Source organism: Streptomyces sp. NPDC101490 (assembly GCF_044767145.1).
Lineage (GTDB): Bacteria > Actinomycetota > Actinomycetes > Streptomycetales > Streptomycetaceae > Streptomyces.
The window spans coordinates 316,355-336,969 of sequence record NZ_JBIWNI010000005.1; the positions used below are offsets into that span (position 1 = coordinate 316,355).

General features: G+C 73.4%; 17 protein-coding genes. 10 read left to right on the forward strand and 7 right to left on the reverse strand.

The genetic code is table 11. From position 1 onward, the window contains the following. Positions 1 to 78 precede the first annotated feature (78 nt). Positions 79 to 1,776, reverse strand: a complete 1,698-nt coding sequence (gene paaN / locus ACIRQY_RS14520; protein ID WP_403925192.1) for a phenylacetic acid degradation protein PaaN — start codon at positions 1,774 to 1,776, stop codon at positions 79 to 81. Positions 1,777 to 1,900: 124 nt separating this feature from the next. Here paaN and ACIRQY_RS14525 point away from each other — a divergent pair, with 124 nt between their 5' ends. Both ACIRQY_RS14525 and ACIRQY_RS14530 read left to right on the forward strand, forming a co-directional pair. Beyond that, positions 1,901 to 3,463, forward strand: a complete 1,563-nt coding sequence (locus ACIRQY_RS14525; RefSeq protein WP_403925195.1) for a 3-hydroxyacyl-CoA dehydrogenase — start codon at positions 1,901 to 1,903, stop codon at positions 3,461 to 3,463. Beyond that, entirely contained in the window at positions 3,460 to 4,053 is a 594-nt protein-coding gene (locus ACIRQY_RS14530) for a TetR/AcrR family transcriptional regulator (protein WP_351783405.1), read from the forward strand. Before ACIRQY_RS14525 ends, ACIRQY_RS14530 begins: the two co-directional genes overlap by 4 nt. A gap of 360 nt (positions 4,054 to 4,413) precedes the next feature. Here the strand turns inward: ACIRQY_RS14530 and ACIRQY_RS14535 are convergent, their stop codons facing one another. Further along, positions 4,414 to 5,004, reverse strand: coding sequence for an Lrp/AsnC family transcriptional regulator (locus ACIRQY_RS14535; protein WP_403925199.1), 591 nt, complete (start codon positions 5,002 to 5,004; stop codon positions 4,414 to 4,416). A gap of 177 nt (positions 5,005 to 5,181) precedes the next feature. On the opposite strand from ACIRQY_RS14535, the gene pdhA reads away from it, so the two are divergent. From pdhA to ACIRQY_RS14570, 7 genes are all read left to right on the forward strand, one after another. Next, complete coding sequence (gene pdhA / locus ACIRQY_RS14540; RefSeq protein ID WP_403925202.1) at positions 5,182 to 6,339, forward strand: pyruvate dehydrogenase (acetyl-transferring) E1 component subunit alpha; 1,158 nt, start codon at positions 5,182 to 5,184, stop codon at positions 6,337 to 6,339. Further along, complete coding sequence (locus tag ACIRQY_RS14545) at positions 6,339 to 7,385, forward strand: alpha-ketoacid dehydrogenase subunit beta (RefSeq protein ID WP_351783407.1); 1,047 nt, start codon at positions 6,339 to 6,341, stop codon at positions 7,383 to 7,385. Before pdhA ends, ACIRQY_RS14545 begins: the two co-directional genes overlap by 1 nt. Beyond that, positions 7,385 to 8,794, forward strand: coding sequence for a dihydrolipoamide acetyltransferase family protein (locus ACIRQY_RS14550; RefSeq protein ID WP_403925205.1), 1,410 nt, complete (start codon positions 7,385 to 7,387; stop codon positions 8,792 to 8,794). The genes ACIRQY_RS14545 and ACIRQY_RS14550 overlap by 1 nt, the downstream gene beginning before the upstream one ends. A gap of 547 nt (positions 8,795 to 9,341) precedes the next feature. Beyond that, complete coding sequence (locus ACIRQY_RS14555; protein WP_403925208.1) at positions 9,342 to 10,190, forward strand: NTP transferase domain-containing protein; 849 nt, start codon at positions 9,342 to 9,344, stop codon at positions 10,188 to 10,190. After that, positions 10,187 to 11,692: a molybdopterin molybdotransferase MoeA gene (locus ACIRQY_RS14560; RefSeq protein WP_403925211.1), complete on the forward strand. Its 1,506-nt coding sequence runs from the start codon at positions 10,187 to 10,189 to the stop codon at positions 11,690 to 11,692. Before ACIRQY_RS14555 ends, ACIRQY_RS14560 begins: the two co-directional genes overlap by 4 nt. After that, the gene (locus ACIRQY_RS14565; protein ID WP_403925214.1) at positions 11,689 to 12,774 is read left to right on the forward strand and encodes a potassium channel family protein; all 1,086 of its coding nucleotides are present in this window, start codon (positions 11,689 to 11,691) and stop codon (positions 12,772 to 12,774) included. Before ACIRQY_RS14560 ends, ACIRQY_RS14565 begins: the two co-directional genes overlap by 4 nt. A 59-nt stretch (positions 12,775 to 12,833) precedes the next feature. Further along, the gene (locus tag ACIRQY_RS14570) at positions 12,834 to 13,820 is read left to right on the forward strand and encodes an NAD(P)H-quinone oxidoreductase (RefSeq protein ID WP_403925217.1); all 987 of its coding nucleotides are present in this window, start codon (positions 12,834 to 12,836) and stop codon (positions 13,818 to 13,820) included. Positions 13,821 to 14,060: 240 nt separating this feature from the next. Here the strand turns inward: ACIRQY_RS14570 and ACIRQY_RS14575 are convergent, their stop codons facing one another. The 5 genes from ACIRQY_RS14575 to ACIRQY_RS14595 form a co-directional block, all read right to left on the reverse strand. Further along, the gene (locus tag ACIRQY_RS14575; RefSeq protein ID WP_351783418.1) at positions 14,061 to 14,606 is read right to left on the reverse strand and encodes a bacterial proteasome activator family protein; all 546 of its coding nucleotides are present in this window, start codon (positions 14,604 to 14,606) and stop codon (positions 14,061 to 14,063) included. Between the two features lie 97 nt (positions 14,607 to 14,703). Further along, positions 14,704 to 17,568 carry an FtsX-like permease family protein gene (locus ACIRQY_RS14580; protein ID WP_403925220.1) on the reverse strand — a complete coding sequence of 955 codons (2,865 nt, stop codon included), beginning with the start codon at positions 17,566 to 17,568 and terminating at the stop codon, positions 14,704 to 14,706. Continuing rightward, positions 17,565 to 18,299, reverse strand: coding sequence for an ABC transporter ATP-binding protein (locus ACIRQY_RS14585; RefSeq protein WP_351783422.1), 735 nt, complete (start codon positions 18,297 to 18,299; stop codon positions 17,565 to 17,567). Before ACIRQY_RS14585 ends, ACIRQY_RS14580 begins: the two co-directional genes overlap by 4 nt. Before the next feature lie 235 nt (positions 18,300 to 18,534). Then, complete coding sequence (locus ACIRQY_RS14590; RefSeq protein WP_403925223.1) at positions 18,535 to 19,308, reverse strand: PadR family transcriptional regulator; 774 nt, start codon at positions 19,306 to 19,308, stop codon at positions 18,535 to 18,537. A gap of 96 nt (positions 19,309 to 19,404) precedes the next feature. Continuing rightward, a complete protein-coding gene (locus tag ACIRQY_RS14595; RefSeq protein WP_403925226.1) occupies positions 19,405 to 19,836 on the reverse strand; it encodes a hypothetical protein in 432 nt (143 codons plus the stop codon). A gap of 55 nt (positions 19,837 to 19,891) precedes the next feature. On the opposite strand from ACIRQY_RS14595, the gene ACIRQY_RS14600 reads away from it, so the two are divergent. Continuing rightward, entirely contained in the window at positions 19,892 to 20,326 is a 435-nt protein-coding gene (locus tag ACIRQY_RS14600) for a hypothetical protein (protein WP_403925229.1), read from the forward strand. Positions 20,327 to 20,615: the final 289 nt, after the last annotated feature.

A 20,615-nucleotide genomic window follows, 5' to 3' on the forward strand; every position in this document is an offset into this window, starting at 1 on the left:
GGAGGGCGGGGCCGTCCGACACGGCTGGTGCCGCCCGACACGGGTGGGGCCCCCGGAGGTCCCCACCCGCGCGTGGTCTCAGGCCTGGCGGCGGACCTCCACCACCCGGAAGCGGTTGGCGACGAAGGCGCCGTCGCACAGGGCCGCGTTGGCGGCCGGATTGCCACCCGAGCCGTGGAAGTCGGAGAACGCCGCCGTCTGGTTCACGAAGACCCCTCCGGTGAGGTTCAGCGAGAGCTGGGCCGACTCCTCCAGGCAGACCTCCTCCACCGCCCGCTCGGTCTCCGCCGAGGTCGTGTACGCCCCGACCGTCATCGCGCCCTTCTCACGGACCGTGCGCCGCAGCAGCTCCAGCGCGTCCGCGGTGGAGTCCACCGAGACGGCGAAGGAGACCGGTCCGAAGCACTCCGAGAAGTACGCGGCCTGGGCGTCGGGCTTGGAGCCGTCCAGCTTCACGACGACCGGGGTGCGGACCACGGCGTCCGGATACTCCGGATTGACCACCTCGCGGGAGGCGAGCGCCACCTCGCCGAGCCCGGCGGCGGCTTCCAGGCGTGCCTTCACGTCCGGGTTGACCAGGGCGCCGAGCAGCCCGTTCGCCCGCGCGTCGTCGCCCAGCAGGCCGTCGACCGCCGAGGCGAGGTCCGCGACGACCTCGTCGTACGACTTGGGCCCCTGGTCGGTGGCGATGCCCTCGCGGGGGATCAGCAGGTTCTGCGGGGTGGTGCACATCTGGCCGCTGTACAGGGAGAGGGAGAACGCCAGGTTCCCGAGCATCCCCCGGTAGTCGTCGGTGGAGTCGATCACGACCGTGTTGACGCCGGCCTTCTCGGTGTAGACCTGCGCCTGGCGGGCGTTCTCCTCCAGCCAGTCGCCGAAGGCCGTGGAGCCCGTGTAGTCGATGATCCGGACCTCGGGGCGCACGGCGAGGGTCTTGGCGATGCCCTCACCGGGCCGCTCGACGGCGAGCGCGACCAGGTTCGGGTCGAAACCGGTCTCGGCGAGGACCTCGCGGGCGACGCGGACGGTGAGCGCGAGCGGCAGCACCGCGCGCGGGTGCGGCTTGACCAGGACCGGGTTGCCGGTGGCGAGGGAGGCGAACAGGCCCGGGTAGCCGTTCCACGTGGGGAAGGTGTTGCAGCCGATGACGAGGGCCACGCCCCGGCCGACCGGGGTGAACTCCTTGCTCAGCTCCAGGGGGTCCCGCTTGCCCTGCGGCTTGGACCAGTCGGCCCGTCCGGCGGGCGTGCGGGTCTGCTCCTCGTACGCGTACGCCACGGCTTCGAGACCGCGGTCCTGCGCGTGCGGGCCACCGGCCTGGAACGCCATCATGAACGCCTGTCCGCTGGTGTGCATGACGGCGTGCGCGAACTCGTGGGTGCGGGCGGAGATCCGGGCGAGGATCTCCAGACAGACCAGGGCGCGGGTCTCGGGCCCCGCGTCCCGCCAGGCGCCGGTGCCCGCGCGCATCGCGGGGAGCAGGACGTCGATGTCGGCGTGCGGGTACTCGACGCCGAGGGCCGGGCCGTACGGCGAGGTCTCGCCACCGGTCCAGCCGTCCGTGCCGGGCTGGTCCAGCTCGAAACGGGTGTTCAGGACGGCCTGGTGGGCGGCGAGCCCCGCCGCCGCGTCGAGCGAGCCGTCCGTCCCGTACGCCTTCGGGTGCTCGGGGTACGGCGACCAGTAGGCACGGGTCCGGATGGTGGCGAGCGCCTGGTCGAGCGTGGACCGGTGCTTCTCGGCCAGACGGTCGGTGGTCGGCTGAGCGGTGGCCATGGATGGACCAACTCCTCGTCGAGCTGGGCAGGGAGACGCGTACGGAGTTAGAGTAACCGAACGATCGGTCGGGACAAGGGGGCCTGTCGATCCTGTGGAAAACCCATCGGGGAGGATCACTCCAATGAGCGCCAACGTGACCGTCAGGGGGAGCGCCGACGTGACCGCCAGTGAGCCCGCCGCCGTGGGACGTGACCGCACCGTCGCCGTCGTCGGCACCGGCACCATGGGCCAGGGCATCGCCCAGGTGGCCCTGGTCGCCGGACACCCCGTCCGCCTGTACGACAGCGCCCCCGGCCGCGCCGAGGAGGCCGTGAAGGCCCTCGCCGCCCGCCTCGACCGGCTCGTGGAGAAGGGCCGCCTGGACGCCACCGCGCGCGTGGAGGCCCTCGGACGCCTGCACGCGGCCCGGGACCTCGCGGACCTCGCCGACGCGGCGCTCGTCGTCGAGGCGGTCGTCGAGCTGCTCCCCGTCAAGCGACAGCTCTTCGCCGACCTGGAGAAGGTCGTCGCCGACGACACCGTCCTCGCCACCAACACCTCGTCCCTCTCCGTCACCGCCGTCGCGGGCGGCCTGAGACTGCCGGGGCGTCTCGTCGGACTGCACTTCTTCAACCCGGCGCCGCTGCTCCCGCTGGTCGAGGTCGTCAGCGGCTTCGCCACCGACCCGGACGTCGCCACGCGCGCGTACGGCACGGTGAAGGGCTGGGGCAAGACCCCGGTGCGCTGCGCCGACACCCCCGGCTTCATCGTCAACCGGATCGCCCGCCCCTTCTACGCGGAGGCGCTGCGGGTCTTCGAGGAGGGCGCCGCCGACCCGGCCACCGTCGACGCGGCCCTGCGCGAGTGCGGCGGCTTCCGCATGGGCCCCTTCGAGCTGACCGACCTCATCGGCCAGGACGTCAACGAGGCCGTCACCCGCTCCGTCTGGGAGTCCTTCCACCAGGATCCCAAGTTCACGCCCTCGCTCGCCCAGCGCAGGCTCGTGGAGTCCGGGCGCTTGGGCCGCAAGACGGGCCGGGGCTGGTTCTCGTACGCAGACGGCGACGAGCGGCCCGCCCCGCACACCGCTCCGCCCGCCGAGGCGCCGGGGCGGATCGTGGTCCGGGGCGACCTCGGCCCGGCGGAACCCCTGGTCGGGCTCTTCGAGGAGGCCGGGATCCAGGTCCGGCGCAAGGGCGGCGGAGGCCATGTGCTGCTGCCCGGCGGCGGCATGCTCCGCCTCGCGGACGGCCGGACGTCCTTCGAGTACGGCACCGACGAGATCGTCCACTTCGACCTCGCCCTGGACTACGCGCGGGCCACCCGGATCATCCTCTCGACCCGTGAGGGCACCTCGGACGAGACCCTTGCGGAAGCGGTCGGCCTCTTCCAGGCCCTCGGCAAGCGGGTGTCCGTGATCGGCGACGTACCCGGCATGATCGTGGCCCGTACGGTCGCGATGCTCGCCGATCTCGCGGCCGACGCCGTCGACCGGGGCCTCGCCACCGCCGAGGACGTGGACACCGCCATGCGGCTCGGGGTCAACTATCCGGTGGGGCCGCTCGAATGGGCCGGAAAAGTGGGCCACGCGCGCGTACGGGACCTGCTCGACGCCCTGCACGAGCGCTGCCCCACGGGCCGGTACGCGCCCAGCCTGGCCACCGCGCGCCGGGCGTACGCCGAGGACCCGGAGGACTCCCGATGACGACCGCCAAGCGTGACACTTACACCCCCGAGACGCTGCTCTCCGTGGCCGTGCGGATCTTCAACGAGCGCGGCTACGACGGCACCTCCATGGAGCACCTCTCCAAGGCGGCGGGCATCTCCAAGTCGTCGATCTACCACCATGTGTCCGGCAAGGAGGAGCTGCTGCGGCGGGCCGTCAGCCGGGCGCTCGACGGGCTCTTCGCGATCCTCGACGAGCCGGGCGCGGAACACGGCAGGGCCGTCGAGCGGGTCGAGTACGTCACCCGCCGCACGGTCGAGGTGCTGCTCGCGGAGCTGCCGTACGTGACGCTGCTGCTCCGGGTGCGGGGCAACACGGCCACCGAGCGCTGGGCCATGGAGCGGCGCCGCGAGTTCGACCACAAGGTGGCCGAGCTGCTCAGGGCCGCGGCGGACGAGGGCGACCTGCGGGCCGACGTGGACATCCGGCTGGCGACCCGGCTCCTCTTCGGCATGATCAACTCGCTGGTGGAGTGGTACCGGCCGCACCCGGACGCGGTGGCGGAGCGCGAGCAGCTCGCCGAGACCGTCGCCCGGCTGGCCTTCGACGGGCTGCGGACGGCCCGCTGAGGGCCGTCAGGGAGCGGCCCGGTGGGTTTTCGCCGGGGGCCGGTCGGCCAGGTCTGCCCCTGGGCCCGGGGCGGCCGAGGAGTCCGGGACGGCTGAGTTGTCCGGGGTGCCTGAGCCGTCTGGGGCGTCTGCTGAGTGAGATGGCTGGGACCGGGTCGGTGGGGGACCTCCGGGTCCGGCCCCGCCGAGGTGTCCGGGGCCGCCCGATGCGCTCGGGGCCGCCCGAGGTACCTGGGATTCGGCCCGGCCGAGGCGCCCGGATCCGGCCCGTCCTTTCGGGATCCCGTCCTTTCGGGATCCCGGCCCGTCCGGATCCCGTTCCCTCCGGATCCCGTGTCCGGCAGGACCCGGAGGAGGCGGTCAGGCCCCCGGGCCCGCGTTCAGGTCCGTCTCCTCGAAGACCAGCAACGTGCGCGTGGACAGCACTTCCGGGATCGACTGGAGCCGGGTGAGCACCAGCTCCCGCAGCGTCCGGTTGTCCGGCGTGTGCACCAGGAGCAGCACGTCGAAGTCCCCGCTGACCAGCGCGATGTGCGTGGCCCCCGGCAGGGCCCCGAGCTGTTCGCGGACCGTCCGCCAGGAGTTCTGGACGATCTTGAGCGTGATGTAGGCGGAGGCGCCGTGCCCCGCCCGCTCGTGGTTGACGCGGGCGCTGAAGCCCCGGATCACCCCGTCGTCGATCAGCCGGTTGATGCGCGCGTACGCGTTGGCCCGCGAGACGTGCACCCGCTCGGCCACGGAGCGCACCGAGGCCCGCCCGTCCGTTTGCAGCAACCGCAGGATGTCGCGGTCGATCGCGTCCAGGGGCCGGGCCGGGAGGCTCGCCGGGGGCATGTCGAACGGGGTGCTCAGGGTCTCCCCCGGCACCTCGCCCCCCGCCCCGCCGGGACCGCCGCCCGCTCCGTCCGCCGGGACCCCGTCCCGGCCGACGGCCATTTGTTCATCCGCCATGTCCCCCCGCCTCTCTCCGGTGGACGACCTGCACCCATCCCAGGCTGTGGAGAACCGTTTGTCCACAGGCTGGAGGTGCCTGTAGCCAAAATGCCTCCACGACCGAACAATCGGTAGGTGAGGCGCGCCACACTCGCGCCACCCGCCTTCGGGTCTTATGCCCGCTCCCACGAGGAGGTGGACTCGTTGCAACAGCGCAGTTCGACAGTCCAAGAGCCGCCCGGTGCCGTCCCGACCCGGCCCGTCCCGCCCCCGGCGTGGCAGCCCCGCACCGACCCCGCCCCGCTGCTGCCCGACGCCGAGCCGCTGCGCGTGCTCGGCACGGACGCCGTGGCCGACACCGATCCCGCGCTGCTGCTCCGGCTCTACGCGGAACTGGTCCGCGGCCGCCGGTACAACGCGCAGGCCACCGCCCTGACCAAGCAGGGCCGACTCGCCGTGTACCCGTCCACCACCGGGCAGGAGGCGTGCGAGATCGCCGCCGCCCTCGCCCTGGAGGACCGGGACTGGCTCTTCCCCTCGTACCGCGACACGCTCGCGGCGGTCGCCCGCGGCCTCGACCCCGTCCAGGCCCTGACCCTGCTGCGCGGCGACTGGCACACCGGGTACGACCCGCGGGAGCACCGCGTGGCGCCGCTCTGCACCCCACTGGCGACCCAGCTCCCGCACGCGGTGGGCCTGGCCCACGCCGCCCGCCTCAAGGGCGACGACGTCGTCGCCCTCGCCATGGTCGGCGACGGCGGCACCAGCGAGGGCGACTTCCACGAGGCCCTGAACTTCGCGGCCGTCTGGCAGGCGCCGGTGGTCTTCCTCGTACAGAACAACGGCTTCGCGATCTCCGTCCCGCTGGCCAAGCAGACCGCCGCCCCCTCCCTCGCCCACAAGGCCGTGGGATACGGGATGCCCGGCCGCCTCGTCGACGGAAACGACGCGGTCGCCGTGCACCAGGTGCTCACCGAGGCCGTGTCCCGCGCCCGGCGAGGCGGCGGCCCCACCCTCGTCGAGGCCGTCACCTACCGGATCGACGCCCACACCAACGCCGACGACGCCACCCGCTACCGTCCGGCCGACGAGGTCGAGACCTGGCGGGCGCACGACCCGATCCTCCTCATCGAACGGGAACTCGACGCGCGCGGACTCCTCGACGAGGACACCCGGCGCGCGGCGGCCGACGCCGCCGAGACGATGGCCGCCGACCTGCGCGAACGGATGAACGCCGACCCGGTGCTCGACCCCATGGACCTCTTCTCCCACGTGTACGCGGAGCAGACCGCGCAGCTGCGCGAACAGGCGGCGCAGCTGCGCGCCGAGCTCGAAGCCGAGGGTGAGGCGTGATGACGACGGCGACGACCCGACCCACGGCGGGCAGGACCGCCGGGGCCGCAGGACGGGCCAAGCCGGCCACCATGGCGCAGGCGCTCCAGCGCGCCATGCGCGATGCCATGGCCGAGGACCCCACCGTCCACGTGATGGGCGAGGACGTCGGCACCCTCGGCGGTGTCTTCCGCGTCACCGACGGGCTCGCCGCGGAGTTCGGCGAGGACCGCTGCACCGACACCCCGCTGGCCGAGGCGGGCATCCTCGGCGCGGCCGTCGGCATGGCCATGTACGGGCTGCGCCCGGTGGTCGAGATGCAGTTCGACGCCTTCGCCTACCCGGCGTTCGAGCAGCTGATCTCGCACGTCGCGAAGATGCGCAACCGCACCCGTGGCGCGATGCCGATGCCGATCGTCATCCGGGTCCCTTACGGCGGCGGGATCGGCGGCGTCGAGCACCACAGCGACTCGTCCGAGGCCTACTACACGGCCACGCCGGGGCTCCACGTCGTCACCCCAGCCACCGTCGAGGACGCCTACGGACTGCTGCGCGCGGCCATCGCCTCCGACGACCCGGTCGTCTTCCTGGAGCCCAAGCGGCTCTACTGGTCCAAGTCCGACTGGTCCCCCGAGGCGCCCGCGCCCGTCGAGCCGATCGGCCGGGCCGTCGTCCGCCGCCCCGGCACCGGGGCCACCCTGATCACCTACGGCCCCTCCGTGCCGGTCTGCCTGGAGGCGGCCGAGGCCGCGCAGGCCGAGGGCTGGGACCTGGAGGTCGTGGACCTGCGTTCGCTCGTGCCCTTCGACGACGAGACCGTCTGCGCCTCGGTGCGGCGCACCGGCCGCGCGGTCGTGGTCCACGAGTCGACCGGCTTCGGCGGCCCCGGCGCGGAGATCGCCGCGCGGGTGACCGAGCGCTGCTTCCACCATCTGGAGGCACCGGTGCTGCGGGTCGCGGGCTTCGACATCCCGTACCCGCCGCCGATGCTCGAACGCCACCACCTGCCGGGCGTGGACCGGATCCTGGACGCGGTCGCGCGGCTCCAGTGGGAGACGGAGAACTGATGGCCCAGGTCCTTGAGTTCAAGCTGCCCGACCTCGGTGAAGGACTCACCGAGGCGGAGATCGTGCGCTGGCTGGTCGCCGTCGGCGACGTCGTCGTCGTCGACCAGCCGGTCGTCGAGGTCGAGACGGCCAAGGCCATGGTCGAGGTGCCCTGCCCGTACGGTGGCGTGGTCACCGCCCGGTACGGCGAGGAGGGCACCGAACTGCCCGTCGGCGCCCCGCTCCTGACGGTCGCCGTGGGCGGTACGGAGCCGACGGAGGCCCCCGGGAGCGACGAGACGCCCGCCGCGCCCGGTGAGACCGCCGCCGACGCGGCCGTCTCCTCGGAGTACTCGGGCAATGTGCTCGTCGGCTACGGCACGGCGGGGCCCGCCGCCCGCCGCCGCCGGGTGCGCCCCGCGAACCCGGCGGTGACACGGACCTCCGCCGTGCGGGCTCCCGTCGCTCCTGCGCCCGCTCAGGCGCCCCTGCCGGTCGCCGTGGCCGTCGCCGGGCACGGGCCGGTGCCGGTGATCTCGCCCCTCGTACGGAAGCTGGCCAGGGACCAGGGGCTCGACCTGCGGGAGGTCCGCGGCTCGGGGCCCGAGGGCCTGATCCTGCGCGTTGACGTGGAACGGGCCCTCGCGGCCCCCGAGGCCACGGCCACCGGTGCCGCCCCGGCCGTCGTCACCGCGATGCCCGCCCCGGCCGCCGTCTCCGCCGCTGTCGGCGCCGCTCGGGCCGGAGAGCGGATTCCGCTGCGCGGGGTCCGTGGCGCCGTCGCCGAGAAGCTGTCCCGCAGCCGTACGGAGATCCCCGACGCGACCTGCTGGGTCGACGCCGACGCGACCGAGCTGATGGCCGCGCGGGCGGCGATGAACGCGGCGGGCGGGCCGAAGATCTCGCTGCTCGCGCTGCTCGCCCGGATCTGTGTCCACGCCCTGGCCCGGTTCCCCGAGCTCAACTCGACCGTGGACACCGCCGCGCGGGAGATCGTCCGGCTCCCCGACGTGCACCTCGGCTTCGCCGCCCAGACCCCGCGCGGCCTGGTGGTGCCCGTGGTCAAGGACGCGGGCTCCCGCACGGCGGAGTCGCTGACGGCCGAGTTCGCCCGGCTGACCGGGGCCGCCCGGGACTCCGCGCTCACCCTGGCCGACCTGACCGGCGGCACGTTCACCCTCAACAACTACGGGGTGTTCGGGGTCGACGGGTCCACACCGATCATCAACCACCCCGAGGCGGCCATGCTCGGCGTCGGCCGGATCGTTCCGAAGCCCTGGGTCCACCGGGGCGAACTGGCCGTGAGGCAGGTCGTGCAGCTCTCCCTCACCTTCGACCACCGGGTCTGCGACGGCGGTACAGCGGGCGGATTCCTGCGGTACGTGGCGGACTGCGTCGAACAGCCCGCCGTCCTGCTCCGCACGCTCTGACACCCCCCGTCCCTCCGCGCGGTCCGCTGCCCCTCCGCACCTTCCGACCCCCCACGGGAACGGGCCCGGCACCCGTCCGGCCCGCTCCGGAGGGGGCCCGGCACCTCACCGGGTCCCCTTCGGTGGAGGCACTCCGGCACCCGGCCGACCCGCTCCTCCACCTTGCTGATTCCGCTCCCTGCACCCCGTCGGGGCCGTCCCCAAGCACCAAGTGAGGGGCGACAGCACTCGGGCGCATCGCCAGGGCACGGCGCCGGGCTCCGTCCCCCGCGCGCCACCGTGCCGTGGGCGGTCCCGGCCCCCCTCCGTCAGGTCCGTCCCGCCCCTCCACCGTCAGGTCCGTCCCTGCGTCCCTCCGAGCCCGCCCCGCACTTCGCCGTGACGCCCCCGCACTCCACCGGGCCGGTCCCGACCCTCCGTCAGGCCCGTCCCACCACCTCGCCGGGCCGTTCCCGGCCCCGAACCCCGCCGGTCGTCCCCGGCCCCCGGGCGTCTCCCGGGTGGGTGGGCCGGACGTCCGGAGACCCCGGCGGCCCATACTGCTGGGGTGACCACCGCACATGATGTCGTCGTGCTCGCCGGAGGAGCCGCCAGGCGCCTCGGCGGTTCCGACAAACCCGGGGTACGGATCGGGGGCCGGACCCTGCTCGACCGGGTCCTCGCCGCCTGCCCCGACGCGGGCCGGACCGTGGTCGTCGGCGACCCCCGCCCGACACTCCGCCCCGTCCGCTGGACCAGGGAGGAACCGCCCGGCGGCGGCCCGACGGCCGCCCTCGGCGCCGGAGTCCGGGAGACCCGTGCTGAAGTCCTCCTGGTCTTCTCCGCCGACCTGCCGTTCCTCGACGACACCACCGTCCGGGACCTCCTGGCGGCCCTCGACGAGGACCCCGGGGCCGACGCCGCACTCCTGACCGACGCCGGTGGACGGGACCAGCCGCTCGTCGCCGCGTACCGGTCCGGCCCGCTGCGCCGGGCGCTCGACGCCCTCGCGCGGGACCACGGGACCCTCGCCCAGCTGCCGTTGCGGCGTCTCACGGCGCTGCTCCGGGCCGTCCGGGTCCCGGCGGGCCCGCTGGCGTCCTTCGACTGCGACACCTGGGAGGACATCGCCACGGCCCGCGCCCGGATCAGGGAGCATGGGACCGTGCTGGACGAATGGATCACCGCAGTCAAGGACGAACTGGGCATCGACCTGGCCGTCGACACCGGCGTACTGCTGGACCTGGCCCGCGACGCCGCCCACGGAGTGGCCCGGCCCGCCGCGCCCCTGACCACCTTCCTGGTCGGGTACGCGGCGGCGCGCGCCGACGGCGGACCGGAGGCGGTCGCCGAGGCCGCCCGCAAGGCCGCCGCGCTGGCCCAGCGCTGGGCGGCCGAGCAGGACGAGGCCGGATGAGCCTGCGGGAGTCCGCCCCGGTGACCCCGGGGACCGGGGGCGGCGCGCCCGTACCGCGTCCCCACCGCGCCACCGCCTGGCCCGAGGCGCGGGCCGTCGCCGCCCGCGCCGGGGCCCACGCGCGGGACGCCAGAAAGGCGTCGGCCGTACCGCTCGGGTCGGCGCTCGGCGGGGTCCTCGCGGAGCCGCTGACGGCGCTCACCGATCTGCCGCCCTTCGACACCTCGGCCATGGACGGCTGGGCCGTCGCGGGCCCCGGCCCCTGGACGGTCCGCGCGGAGACCGCCGTACTCGCCGGGCACGCCGCCGGGACCGGGTCGGTGCCGGAGCCCGCGGACGGCGAGGCGGTACGGATCGCCACCGGCGCCCGCGTCCCGGCCGGCACCACCGCGGTCGTCCGCACCGAGCACGCCCGCACCGAGGAACCCCACGCGGCGTCGTCCCGCGCCCAGGCACCCCGCTCGGACGACCGCGCCGGGAGCCCCGTGCTGCGCGCCCTGCGCGAGGTCGTGCCCGGCCAGGACATCCGTCCCCGGGGCCAGGAGTGCCGCTCCGGCGACGAACTGCTCCGCGCGGGCACCCTGGTGACCCCCGCCGTCCTCGGTCTCGCTGCGGCGGCGGGCTACGACGGGCTCGTCGTGCTCCCCCGCCCCCGGGTGGAGATCCTGGTCCTCGGCGACGAACTGCTGACGGCGGGACTCCCCCGTGAGGGGCTCATCCGGGACGCCCTCGGCCCGATGCTCGGGCCCTGGCTCACCTCGCTCGGTGCCGACGTCCTCGGCACCCGTCGCATCGGCGACGACGCCGAGGAGCTGTACGCGGCCGTCACCGGTTCCACCGCCGACCTGGTCGTGACCACGGGCGGAACGGCCGCGGGTCCCGTCGACCACGTCCACGGCGTGCTCGGCAGGGCGGGCGCGACCCTGCTCGTCGACGGGGTGAAGGTCAGGCCGGGCCACCCGATGCTGCTCGCCCGCCTCGGCGCCGGACCGGACGGCCCCACGTCCGTCCGGCACCTGGTCGGACTGCCCGGCAACCCGCTCGCGGCGGTCTCCGGCCTCCTCACCCTCGCCGCACCCCTTCTCGAAGCACTCGCGGAGACGCCCCCGGGCCCCGAGCAGCTCCCAGGACGGGAGGCGACCCCAGGACGGGAGGCGGTCCCCGGTCCCGAGGCGACCCCGACCCCGGAGCCGGAGAAGGCCCCGGGCAGTGGTCTCCAGCAGCGCCCCGGAACCCGTACCCCCGCCCGTGTGCCCGTCCAGGACGAGGTGCAGGGGCATCCCTACGACACCCGGCTCGTCCCCGTCGTCCGCCGGGGCGGCCGGGCCGTACCGCTGCGCTACAACGGACCCGCCATGCTCCGCGGCATCGCCGCCGCCGACGGCCTCGCCGTCGTCCCGCCCGGCGGCGCGGCCGTCGGCCAGGAACTGGACGTCCTCGACCTTCCCCGGCCCCTGGACGAAAGGGCCGCGACGGCGGCCCAAGGAGCGTGTTTCACGTGAAACTTCCCAGTCGTGACGTGATGGCCCGCCGGGCGGACGAACGGATCGCGGGTTCGAACATCCGGCTGCCCCGCCGGGTCGTCGAACGGCCGTTGCGGCAGGTCGCCATCCGGCTGCTCATGGCACTCGCCGTGCTCGCCGTGACGGTCGTGATCGTCTACATCGACCGCGAGGGTTACCACGACAACGCCAACGAGACGCTCGACTTCCTCGACTGCGCCTACTACGCGACCGTGACGCTCTCCACCACCGGATACGGCGACATCGTCCCGTACAGCGACACGGCGCGACTCGCCAACATCCTGCTGGTCACGCCCCTGCGCGTGCTGTTTCTGATCATCCTGGTCGGTACCACTCTCGAGGTCCTCACGGAGCGGACCCGGGAGGAGTTCCGGCTGAACCGCTGGAGGTCCACCTTGCGCGACCACACCGTCATCGTCGGCTTCGGCACCAAGGGACGGTCCGCGATCCAGACCCTCTGCGCGACGGGCCTGAGCAAGGAGCAGATCGTCATCGTCGATCCCTCCAGCAAGGTCATCGAGACGGCGAACGCGGACGGGTTCGTCGGTGTCGTCGGCGACGGAACCCGCAGCGCCGTCCTGCTCCGTGCCGAGGTGCAGCGGGCACGGCAGGTCGTCATCGCCACCCAGCGCGACGACACGGCCGTCCTGGTCACCCTCACCGCACGCCAGCTCAACCGGGGCGCGAAGATCGTCGCGGCGGTCCGCGAGGAGGAGAACGCGCCGCTGCTGCGCCAGTCCGGTGCCGACGCGGTCATCACCAGCGCCAGCGCCGCCGGGCGGCTGCTCGGCCTCTCCGTACTGAGCCCCAGCGCGGGCACGGTGATGGAGGACCTGATCCAGCAGGGCTCCGGCCTCGACCTGGTGGAACGACCGGTGACCAAGAGCGAGGTCGGCAAGAGCGTGCGGGAGACCGGCGACCTGGTGGTGAGCGTGCTGCGCGGCCACCGGCTGCTCAGCTACGACGATCCCGCCGCCAGCCCGCTCCAGCTCACCGACCGGGTGATCACCATCGTGCGCGCGGCGCCGGTCACCCCGCTCAGCACCCCGCCCGAGGACTGAGCGGGGACCGAGCGGGGAGTCCGGTGCCGGGGCGCGGCGGCGGGAGTAGCCTCGCCGCCATGTACGCGATCACGATTCCGGAACCCGGCGGCCCCGAGGCCCTCGTCTGGGCCGAAGTGCCCGACCCCGTACCCGGCGAGGGCGAGGTCCTCGTCGAGGTGGTGGCCAGTGCCGTCAACCGCGCCGATCTGCTCCAGCGGCAGGGTTTCTACGACCCGCCGCCGGGCAGCTCCCCGTACCCCGGTCTGGAGTGCTCGGGGCGGATCACCGCACTCGGGCCCGGGGTGGTGGGCTGGGCGGTCGGCGACGAGGTGTGCGCGCTGCTCGCGGGCGGCGGATACGCGCAGCAGGTCGTCGTCCCGGCGGGGCAGCTGCTGCCCGTGCCGGAAGGCGTGGACCTGGTCACGGCCGCCGCGCTGCCCGAGGTGGCCTGCACGGTCTGGTCCAACATCTTCATGATCGCGCACCTGCGGCCGGGGGAGACCCTGCTGGTGCACGGTGGCGCGAGCGGGATCGGGACGATGGCGATCCAGCTGGCGAAGGCGGTCGGGGCACGGGTCGCGGTGACCGCCGGAAGCCCGGAGAAGCTGGCGCGCTGTGCGGAACTCGGGGCGGACGTCCTCATCGACTACCGCGAGCAGGACTTCGTCGCGGAGCTGGCCGGTGCGACGGGCGGGGCGGGCGCGGACGTCATCCTGGACATCGTCGGCGCCAAGTACCTGGAGCGGAACGTGAAGGCGCTGGCCGTGAACGGCCGTCTCGTCGTGATCGGACTCCAGGGCGGGGTGAAGGGCGAACTGAACCTCGGAGCACTGCTCGCGAAGCGTGCCGCCGTCATGGCGACCACGCTGCGGTCCCGTCCGGCGGACGAGAAGGCGGCGATCGTCGCCGCCGTCAGGGAGCACGTCTGGCCGCTGATCGCCGCCGGTACGGTCCGTCCGGTCGTCGACCGGACGCTGCCGCTCGTGGAGGCGGCCGAAGGGCACCGGACACTGGAGTCCGGCGCCCATGTCGGCAAGGTCCTGCTGCTCGCGCCCCAGGACTGACGGGGAACGGACAGACGGAAGGGGCCCGGCACACGAGATGCCGGGCCCCTTTCCATGAGCCTCTGTGAGCCCACCAGCTCTACAGGTCCCACCAGCCCACGGGTCCCACCACCCCTGCGAGCGGGTGGCACGGGTCGGTCAGAGCCGGTGACACGAGCGGGTCGGGGCCGGTCGTACGAGCCGGGTGGTTCCCGCCCCGCCGGGCCTTGACCCCCAGACCTGCCCGGACGTCCGTGTCCGCTACAGGTACGGGCCCGAGCGGACCGCGTGTCCGTGGCCCTGGTCGTCGTCATCGTCGTGACCGGAACCGGGCGGGAGCGCCCTGCGCATCTGCTCCAGCTGGGCGCGGGCCGCCATCTGCTGGGCGAACAGCGCCGTCTGGATGCCGTGGAAGAGGCCCTCCAGCCAGCCCACCAGCTGCGCCTGCGCGATGCGCAGCTCGGCCTCGGAGGGGATCGCCTCGTCCGTGAACGGCAGCGAGAGCCGCTCCAGCTCCTCCACCAGCTCAGGCGCGAGCCCGTCCTCCAGTTCCTTCACGGAGCTGGCATGGATGTTCTTGAGGCGGACGCGGCTGGCCTCGTCGAGAGGTGCCGCGCGTACTTCCTCCAGGAGCTGCTTGATCATGCTGCCGATGCGCATGACCTTCGCAGGCTGCTCGACCATTTCCGTCACCGGGACCTCGCGGGGTTCGTCGTCGCCCTGAATGCCGCTGAGCGCCATCCCGTCCTGTCCCACGACGAGGATCGGGGGGCTCTCCTGCGACCTGTCATTCCTCGGCATCTCCATGCCGCCATTCTCTCGTACACATGAGTCATCACGAGGTGTGCCCCTGTACGAGGGTGATCCACCCTCGTACAGGGGCACAGGACGGAAACAGAGATCGTCAGGTCGCCTCGCGCCGGGCCAGCGCGCCGCGCGAGCGCGTCACGAGGGCGGCGAGCAGCGCGGCACCGAGCGGTACGGCGACGAGCAGGCCCAGAAGGGTTTCCCACGGGACGACGATCGGGACGTACGGAGGGGGCGTGTCGCCCGCCCAGCCCTCGGCGAGGCTCATCTCGTAGAAGCGCATCTGGTCGCGCTGCTCGGTGAGCCGGAGGCCCATCGCGGGCAGCATTCCGGCCGCCGATCCGAGGACCACACCCATCGCGGCGACGACTCCGCACTGGAATCCGCTGAGGGTGCGGCGGACCCGGGGCGGGGCGCCGACGGCGGCGAGCGTCTTCAGATCGGCCTCGGCGTCGGCCTGCGCGAGACCGGTGGCGATCCCGGCGGCCCCGATGGTGACCAAGCCCGCGAAGAGGGAGAGTGCGATGAGGACCAGGGTGTACTCCTCGACGAACCCCTCCTCCAGGTGCATTTGGACGTCACTGCCGAGCTTGGTGAGTTCGCCGGCGAGCTTCTGGCGCGCCTCGCTGTCGGGCATCTGCTCGGTGGTGACGTAGGTGCCCAGCGGGACCGTGGCGAGACCGGCTGCCTTGGCGGTGGCCGGGGTCATCAGACCCTGGAGTCCGAAGCTGTTCGGGTTGCCGGGCACCTGGTAGGCGGGGATGGAGCTGACCTTCCCGGGAGTGGGGAGGTTCTTCTCCATGGCCTTGTCGGCGGCGGCGAGGTCGGTGACCTGCTTGATGCCGACGGTGCCGTTCTTGGCGACCTGGGTGCGGGAGAAGCTGACGATCTTCCCTTCGGCGAGGGCCTTCTCGGCGCCTGCGTCCTGGATGCCGAGGACCTTGAGGAGCTTGGCGTCACCGATCATCAGACCGGCGTCGGTGATGACGTTGCCCCCACCGGACGACTGCGCGCAGCGCCAGTCGTCGGAGAGCAGCTTCCGGCGCTGCTCGGGCGTGAACTTCTCCGAGGGGTCGCTGCCGTCCGCGCTCGCCACGTACAGGGGGCACTCGTGGGCCGGAGGAATGACGATCTCGTAGCGGCCACAGCCCGCGGCGCGGCCCCAGGGGTCGCAGCCGGGCTTGCCGACCGAGACGCGGTCGACATCGGCGCGCACGGCCACCGGGAAGTAGCGCTGGATGGCCTCGCGGACGGCGGGAACGTCCCGGCCGCCCTCCTCCATGATGGTGGCGGAGACCGCTCCGTGCGGCAGCTTGGCCTCGTACATGGCCCTGTTCCCGGCCTCGCGGCTGGCCATGTAGGTGGAGACGGCGACCGTGCCCGCGACGGCGGCGAGGACGGCGGCGACGGCGGGAGCCGTACGGCCCCGGTTGCGCACGGCGTCGCGCAGGGCCAGGCGCGGCGACAGCGGCAGCCAGCGTCCGACCCGTCCGAACAGGCCGACCAGGGCCGGGGTCATGGCGACGACACCCAGTTCGGCGAGGGCCGAGCCGAGCGCCACGAGGGCGACCTGCTGCGAGACCAGTGAACCGAAGAGGGCCACCGCGGCGCCGATCAGGAGGGCGCCGAGTCCGATCAGGGGCAGGACCCGGCTGCCGCGGCGGACACCGCGACGACCGGTGAGCGAGGCCAGGACGGTCTGCCGGGAGGCGGTGATGGCCGGGACGATCGCGGCGAGCACACCGGTCAGTACGGCGAGCAGCGCGATGCCGAGGATTTCGAGCGGCCGAATGTCGAAACTGCCGAACCGCTGCCCCATGAGGTCTTCCAGGAACGGCTGGAGAAGCAGGGTGAGGACGACGGCGAGGCTCGTGCCGAGGACCGCCGCGACGACACCGATGACCAGACCGCCGCTGAGGACGATGGCCCGGATGTGGCTGCGGGCACCGCCGTTGGCCCCGACCAGACCGAGCTGACGGCGCGAGCGACGGGCGCCGACCGCGAAGGCGGGACCGGCCAGCAGACAGATCTCCAGCATCGCCAGACCCACGACGGTCACCAGGGAGGCGAGTTCGACGGCACTGGCCGCCCCACCGGCGTTGTAGTTGCCCCACCCGTCCTTCTGGTAGATCGGCACCTCGGAATCGGCGGGCGGGTCGATGAGCACCGCACGCGAGGTGACGACCACGCCCTTGGTGTTGATCTCCTGGACCATGTTCCACGTGAAACCACCGGACTTGCCGACCAGATACGTGGTGGAACTGCCCGGACCGGGCATACCGGCCTTGTCGGAGGCCTTCTTGTACGGCGCCAGGAAAGCACCCGGCAGTGCGTTGACCTGGGGGCTTTTCAGGGAGTCGGGAATCTCGTAGGCGCCGACGATCCGGTACGCGCGGTCGAAGTTGCGGGCGGAAAGGGTCGAACCGATCTTCAGACCACTGATCTCCAGGAACTGAGAGGTCACCATGACCTCGTCGTTCTTCTCGGGGTGGCGCCCCTCCAGGAGCGTCATGATGCCCCGGGCCATCGGGTCGGACGCCTTCAGCTCACGGATCTCGGTGGGGAGCAGACCGTGCACCGTCGTCAGCTTGGCGTTGCCCGTGGTGTCCTTGAGGATCTTGGAACCTGAGGGGAAGACCTTGGTGATGTCGGTGGGCCCGCTGGGCCACATCTGGTCCTTGTAGTCCTTGGCCGGGGCGCTCATGTTGCCGGACGGGTCCTGGAGGATCGGGACGCCGTCGTAGTCCGGGTCCACGAACCGGGCTTCGGCCGCGCCCAGTTGGCGCCCGGCCTGTTCGGCGGGGGACAGCTCCGAGCTGCGGAAGGTCAGATCCAGGGCACTGACGCCCAGGATCGGCAGGGCGATCATGGCGAGGACGAGGGCGCTGCGGCCCTTGGAACGCCAGGCGTCACGGCGGGCGATGCGGATCGCGGCCCGCCAGGAGTGGAACCAGGTCTTCACGCTTCCGCCACCCGGCCCGACAGCAGGGAGTCGGCGTCGCTGCGCACGGTCTGGTCGACGATGGCGCCGTCCCGCAGGAACACGACCCGGTCGGCCCAGGCGGCGAAACGGGGCTCGTGGGTGACGAGGACACCGGCGGCGCCCGCGTCGCAGCGGCTGCGGAGCAGGGCCAGCACGGACTCGCCGGTCTCGGAGTCCAGGGCACCGGTCGGCTCGTCGGCGAGGACGAGCCGACGGTCGCCGACCAGTGCGCGGGCGATGGCCACGCGCTGTTGCTGACCGCCGGACATCTCGTCGGGGAAGCGGTCGGCGAGGTGGCCGAGCCCCATCTCCTCCAGGGCCCGTACGGCCTCGACGCGTGCCTTGCGGGCGGAGGTGCCGTCCAGCTCGCGGGGCAGGGCCACGTTCTCGGCGGCGGTGAGCGCCGGTATGAGGTTGTAGTCCTGGAAGACGTAGCCGATGCTGCGCCGCCGCAGGGCGGCGAGCTGCTTGGCGCCGACGGTGGTGATGTCGGTGTCCTCGACGACGACCTGTCCCGAGGTGGGGACGTCGAGCCCGCCCGCGATGGTGAGCAGCGTGGACTTCCCGGAACCGGACGGACCCATCACGGCGACGAGTTCGCCCGGGTACACGGCGAGGTCGATGCCGCGCAGGGCGTGCACCTCGGTGGCGCCCGAGCCGTGGACACGGGTCAGGTTCTTGAGTTGCAGCACGGGCTGCGGTGCGGACATGAGGGGTCCCCCCTTGGGCGTACGCGGCGGTCGCCGGGTACGGGAGCGAGCGGTGGAAGGTGGTGCGGAAGAGGTGCGGGCGGGGCGCGACCGTACGGTCGGCGCGTGCCCGCTCAGGAGCCGGGCTTCGGTGCCGGACGCGGAGGCCCGGCCACCGGGCCGGGTGGTATCGGTGCTGCTGGTGTCGCCGGTGCCGACAGCCCGGCGGTGCTGGTGGTGCTGGTGGTGCCGGGGCCTATGGACTCGGTGACGCCGACGGTGCCACCGAGACCGAGAGGCCGATGGGACTCGCAGGGCTGGTGGGGTCAGTGGGGCCTGCGTGACCGACGGGACCGGCCGGGCCGGACTCCGTCCCCGCTCCTGTCCCTGTCCCCGTTCCGGTCCCTGTCCCCGAGTGCGGCTCGGGGCGCGGGGGCGTGGCCCGGCCCGTCACCGTGCCGGTCGCCGTCGCGGCCGATCCGCCGGTCGTCGACAGGCGGATCAGCCGGGACTCGCAGTGATCGAGCCAGCGGGCCTCCGCCTCGGTCTGGAAGATCAGCTGCTCCAGGACGAGCAGCCAGGCCACGTCGTCCCGCTCCCGGGCCCCGCCGCTCTCGACCGCGACGAGCGCCTGGGCCTTGAGGCGGGTGTAGTCCTGCATCGCCTGCACGGTGTGGCGGCGCTGGGACTGGATGACGTCACGGATGTCGACACAGGGGGCGCCCACGGCCATGGCGAGCTTGATCGCCAGTTCGTCACGGGCGGGGCTGGTGCGGTCCACCGGCTTCCCGAACCAGGTCCGCAGCTCGGCGCGACCGGTGTCGGTGATCGCGTAGAGCGCGTGCCCGGCCGCGTCCTCGCCGCCCTGGGCGACCATGCCGTCGCGCTCGAGACGGCTGAGGGTCGTGTAGACCTGGCCGACGTTGAGCGGCCAGGTGGAGCCGGTGCGCGACTCGAACTCCGTACGGAGCTGGGAGCCGTAGCGAGGGCCGCGTTCAAGGAGGGCGAGAAGCCCATGGCGGATCGACATACTCAGTATGTATACCGGGTATGGGGAGAGCGACAACCGTCCTGAGACGGAAGGGGCGGGTCCGTCTCAAGGAGGACCGAGGCGGTTCCGGAGGGCTCAGCGCCGCCGCATCCGCAGCCCGAGGAACCCGATCCCCAGGCCCATCAGAGTGAGCCCCACACCCAGGGTGCGCACGGGAACTCCCTGGTCGCCCAAGGGTTCGGGGGTTTCGGCGAGCAGTCGGGGCGCGGCGGCCGGGCGGCTGGCGGGCGGCTTCTCCGGAAGGACCATGTCCTCCTCGCGTACCGCCCCGTCCTCCTCCTCGCCGCTCCGGTGGTGCCCCGATTCTGTAGCGGTTTCGGTACGGGAGACATCGGGAGGGGCGGCCGGGGCGCTCGCGGAGACGGTCGGAGCCGGCGGGCGTCCTGGCCGGTCGCGCCCCTCCGCGGCGGGCCGTCCGGCCAGGGAGGCGGAGCCGCTGGGGGCGGGCGCGTCGGTGGGCTCGGCGCTCGGCGCGGCGGAACCGGTCCCGGCGGGCGCGGGCGCCACGGGTGCTCCGGCGTTCCCGGTACGCCCGGGAGGGACGGCGGGAACGGTGGTGGCCGTGGTCGAGGACGGTGCGGCCGACGGCGGGCGGGCGGTGGTGGAGTGGGGCCGCGCCGGTACGGTTCCGGCTGGCGCGGTCGCCGAGGCCGCGGCCGTCGAGGTGGCCCGGGGCGCCTCGGCCCGAAGCCTCCCGGGAGCGGAGCCGCCCCCTTCACCGGTCGCCTCGCGCACGGCGGTGGACCGTCCCGCGCCGCCCCTGGCGGAGGAGTCCTCCACGGGGACGCTCCTGGGGGAGGAGTTCCCCATCGGGATCCCCCGGGCGGAGGCGCTCCCGGGGGAGACGGCTCCGGCCGCGCTCCGTACCGGGACCCCCGTGGCCGCTCCGTACCCGGCCGGAGCCCCGTACAAGGTGCACGCGCAGGCGAAAGCGCAGGTGAGCGCGGGTCCGAGGGCCCGCGCCCGCGTCCTGCGGAGTGCTGGAGTCACCGGGTGACCCCCTCCCGTACCGAGCCGCCGAGGTGGTCCGCCCAGCGTCACATGGCGAAACGGCCCCGGCATCCGGGACGGGTCGGAGGGGGGACGGCTGCCCCGCCACGAAGGAGGGTCGGCCGCCCGGTCACGAGGAGACGAAGGGGATCGGCTGCCCGGTCACGAAGAGGGATGAAGGGGGATGACGAGGGAGAAAGGGAGAAACGGCGGCCGAGGCCCCGCCGACAGAGGCCCAGAGCGCCCTACCGACCGGAGACCCAGGGTGTCCCGCCGACCGAGCCCCCAAGCACCTC

Excerpts from the sequence above, each read along its gene's own strand:
- ACIRQY_RS14575 (WP_351783418.1), bottom strand. The coding sequence starts at position 14,606 with ATGGAGATGCCGAGGAATGACAGGTCGCAGGAGAGCCCCCCGATCCTC.
- ACIRQY_RS14530 (WP_351783405.1), top strand. The coding sequence starts at position 3,460 with ATGACGACCGCCAAGCGTGACACTTACACCCCCGAGACGCTGCTCTCC.
- paaN (WP_403925192.1), bottom strand. The coding sequence starts at position 1,776 with ATGGCCACCGCTCAGCCGACCACCGACCGTCTGGCCGAGAAGCACCGG.
- ACIRQY_RS14590 (WP_403925223.1), bottom strand. The coding sequence starts at position 19,308 with ATGTCGATCCGCCATGGGCTTCTCGCCCTCCTTGAACGCGGCCCTCGC.
- ACIRQY_RS14545 (WP_351783407.1), top strand. The coding sequence starts at position 6,339 with ATGACGACGGCGACGACCCGACCCACGGCGGGCAGGACCGCCGGGGCC.
- ACIRQY_RS14560 (WP_403925211.1), top strand. The coding sequence starts at position 10,187 with ATGAGCCTGCGGGAGTCCGCCCCGGTGACCCCGGGGACCGGGGGCGGC.
- ACIRQY_RS14550 (WP_403925205.1), top strand. The coding sequence starts at position 7,385 with ATGGCCCAGGTCCTTGAGTTCAAGCTGCCCGACCTCGGTGAAGGACTC.
- ACIRQY_RS14535 (WP_403925199.1), bottom strand. The coding sequence starts at position 5,004 with ATGGCGGATGAACAAATGGCCGTCGGCCGGGACGGGGTCCCGGCGGAC.
- ACIRQY_RS14585 (WP_351783422.1), bottom strand. The coding sequence starts at position 18,299 with ATGTCCGCACCGCAGCCCGTGCTGCAACTCAAGAACCTGACCCGTGTC.
- ACIRQY_RS14570 (WP_403925217.1), top strand. The coding sequence starts at position 12,834 with ATGTACGCGATCACGATTCCGGAACCCGGCGGCCCCGAGGCCCTCGTC.
- ACIRQY_RS14525 (WP_403925195.1), top strand. The coding sequence starts at position 1,901 with ATGAGCGCCAACGTGACCGTCAGGGGGAGCGCCGACGTGACCGCCAGT.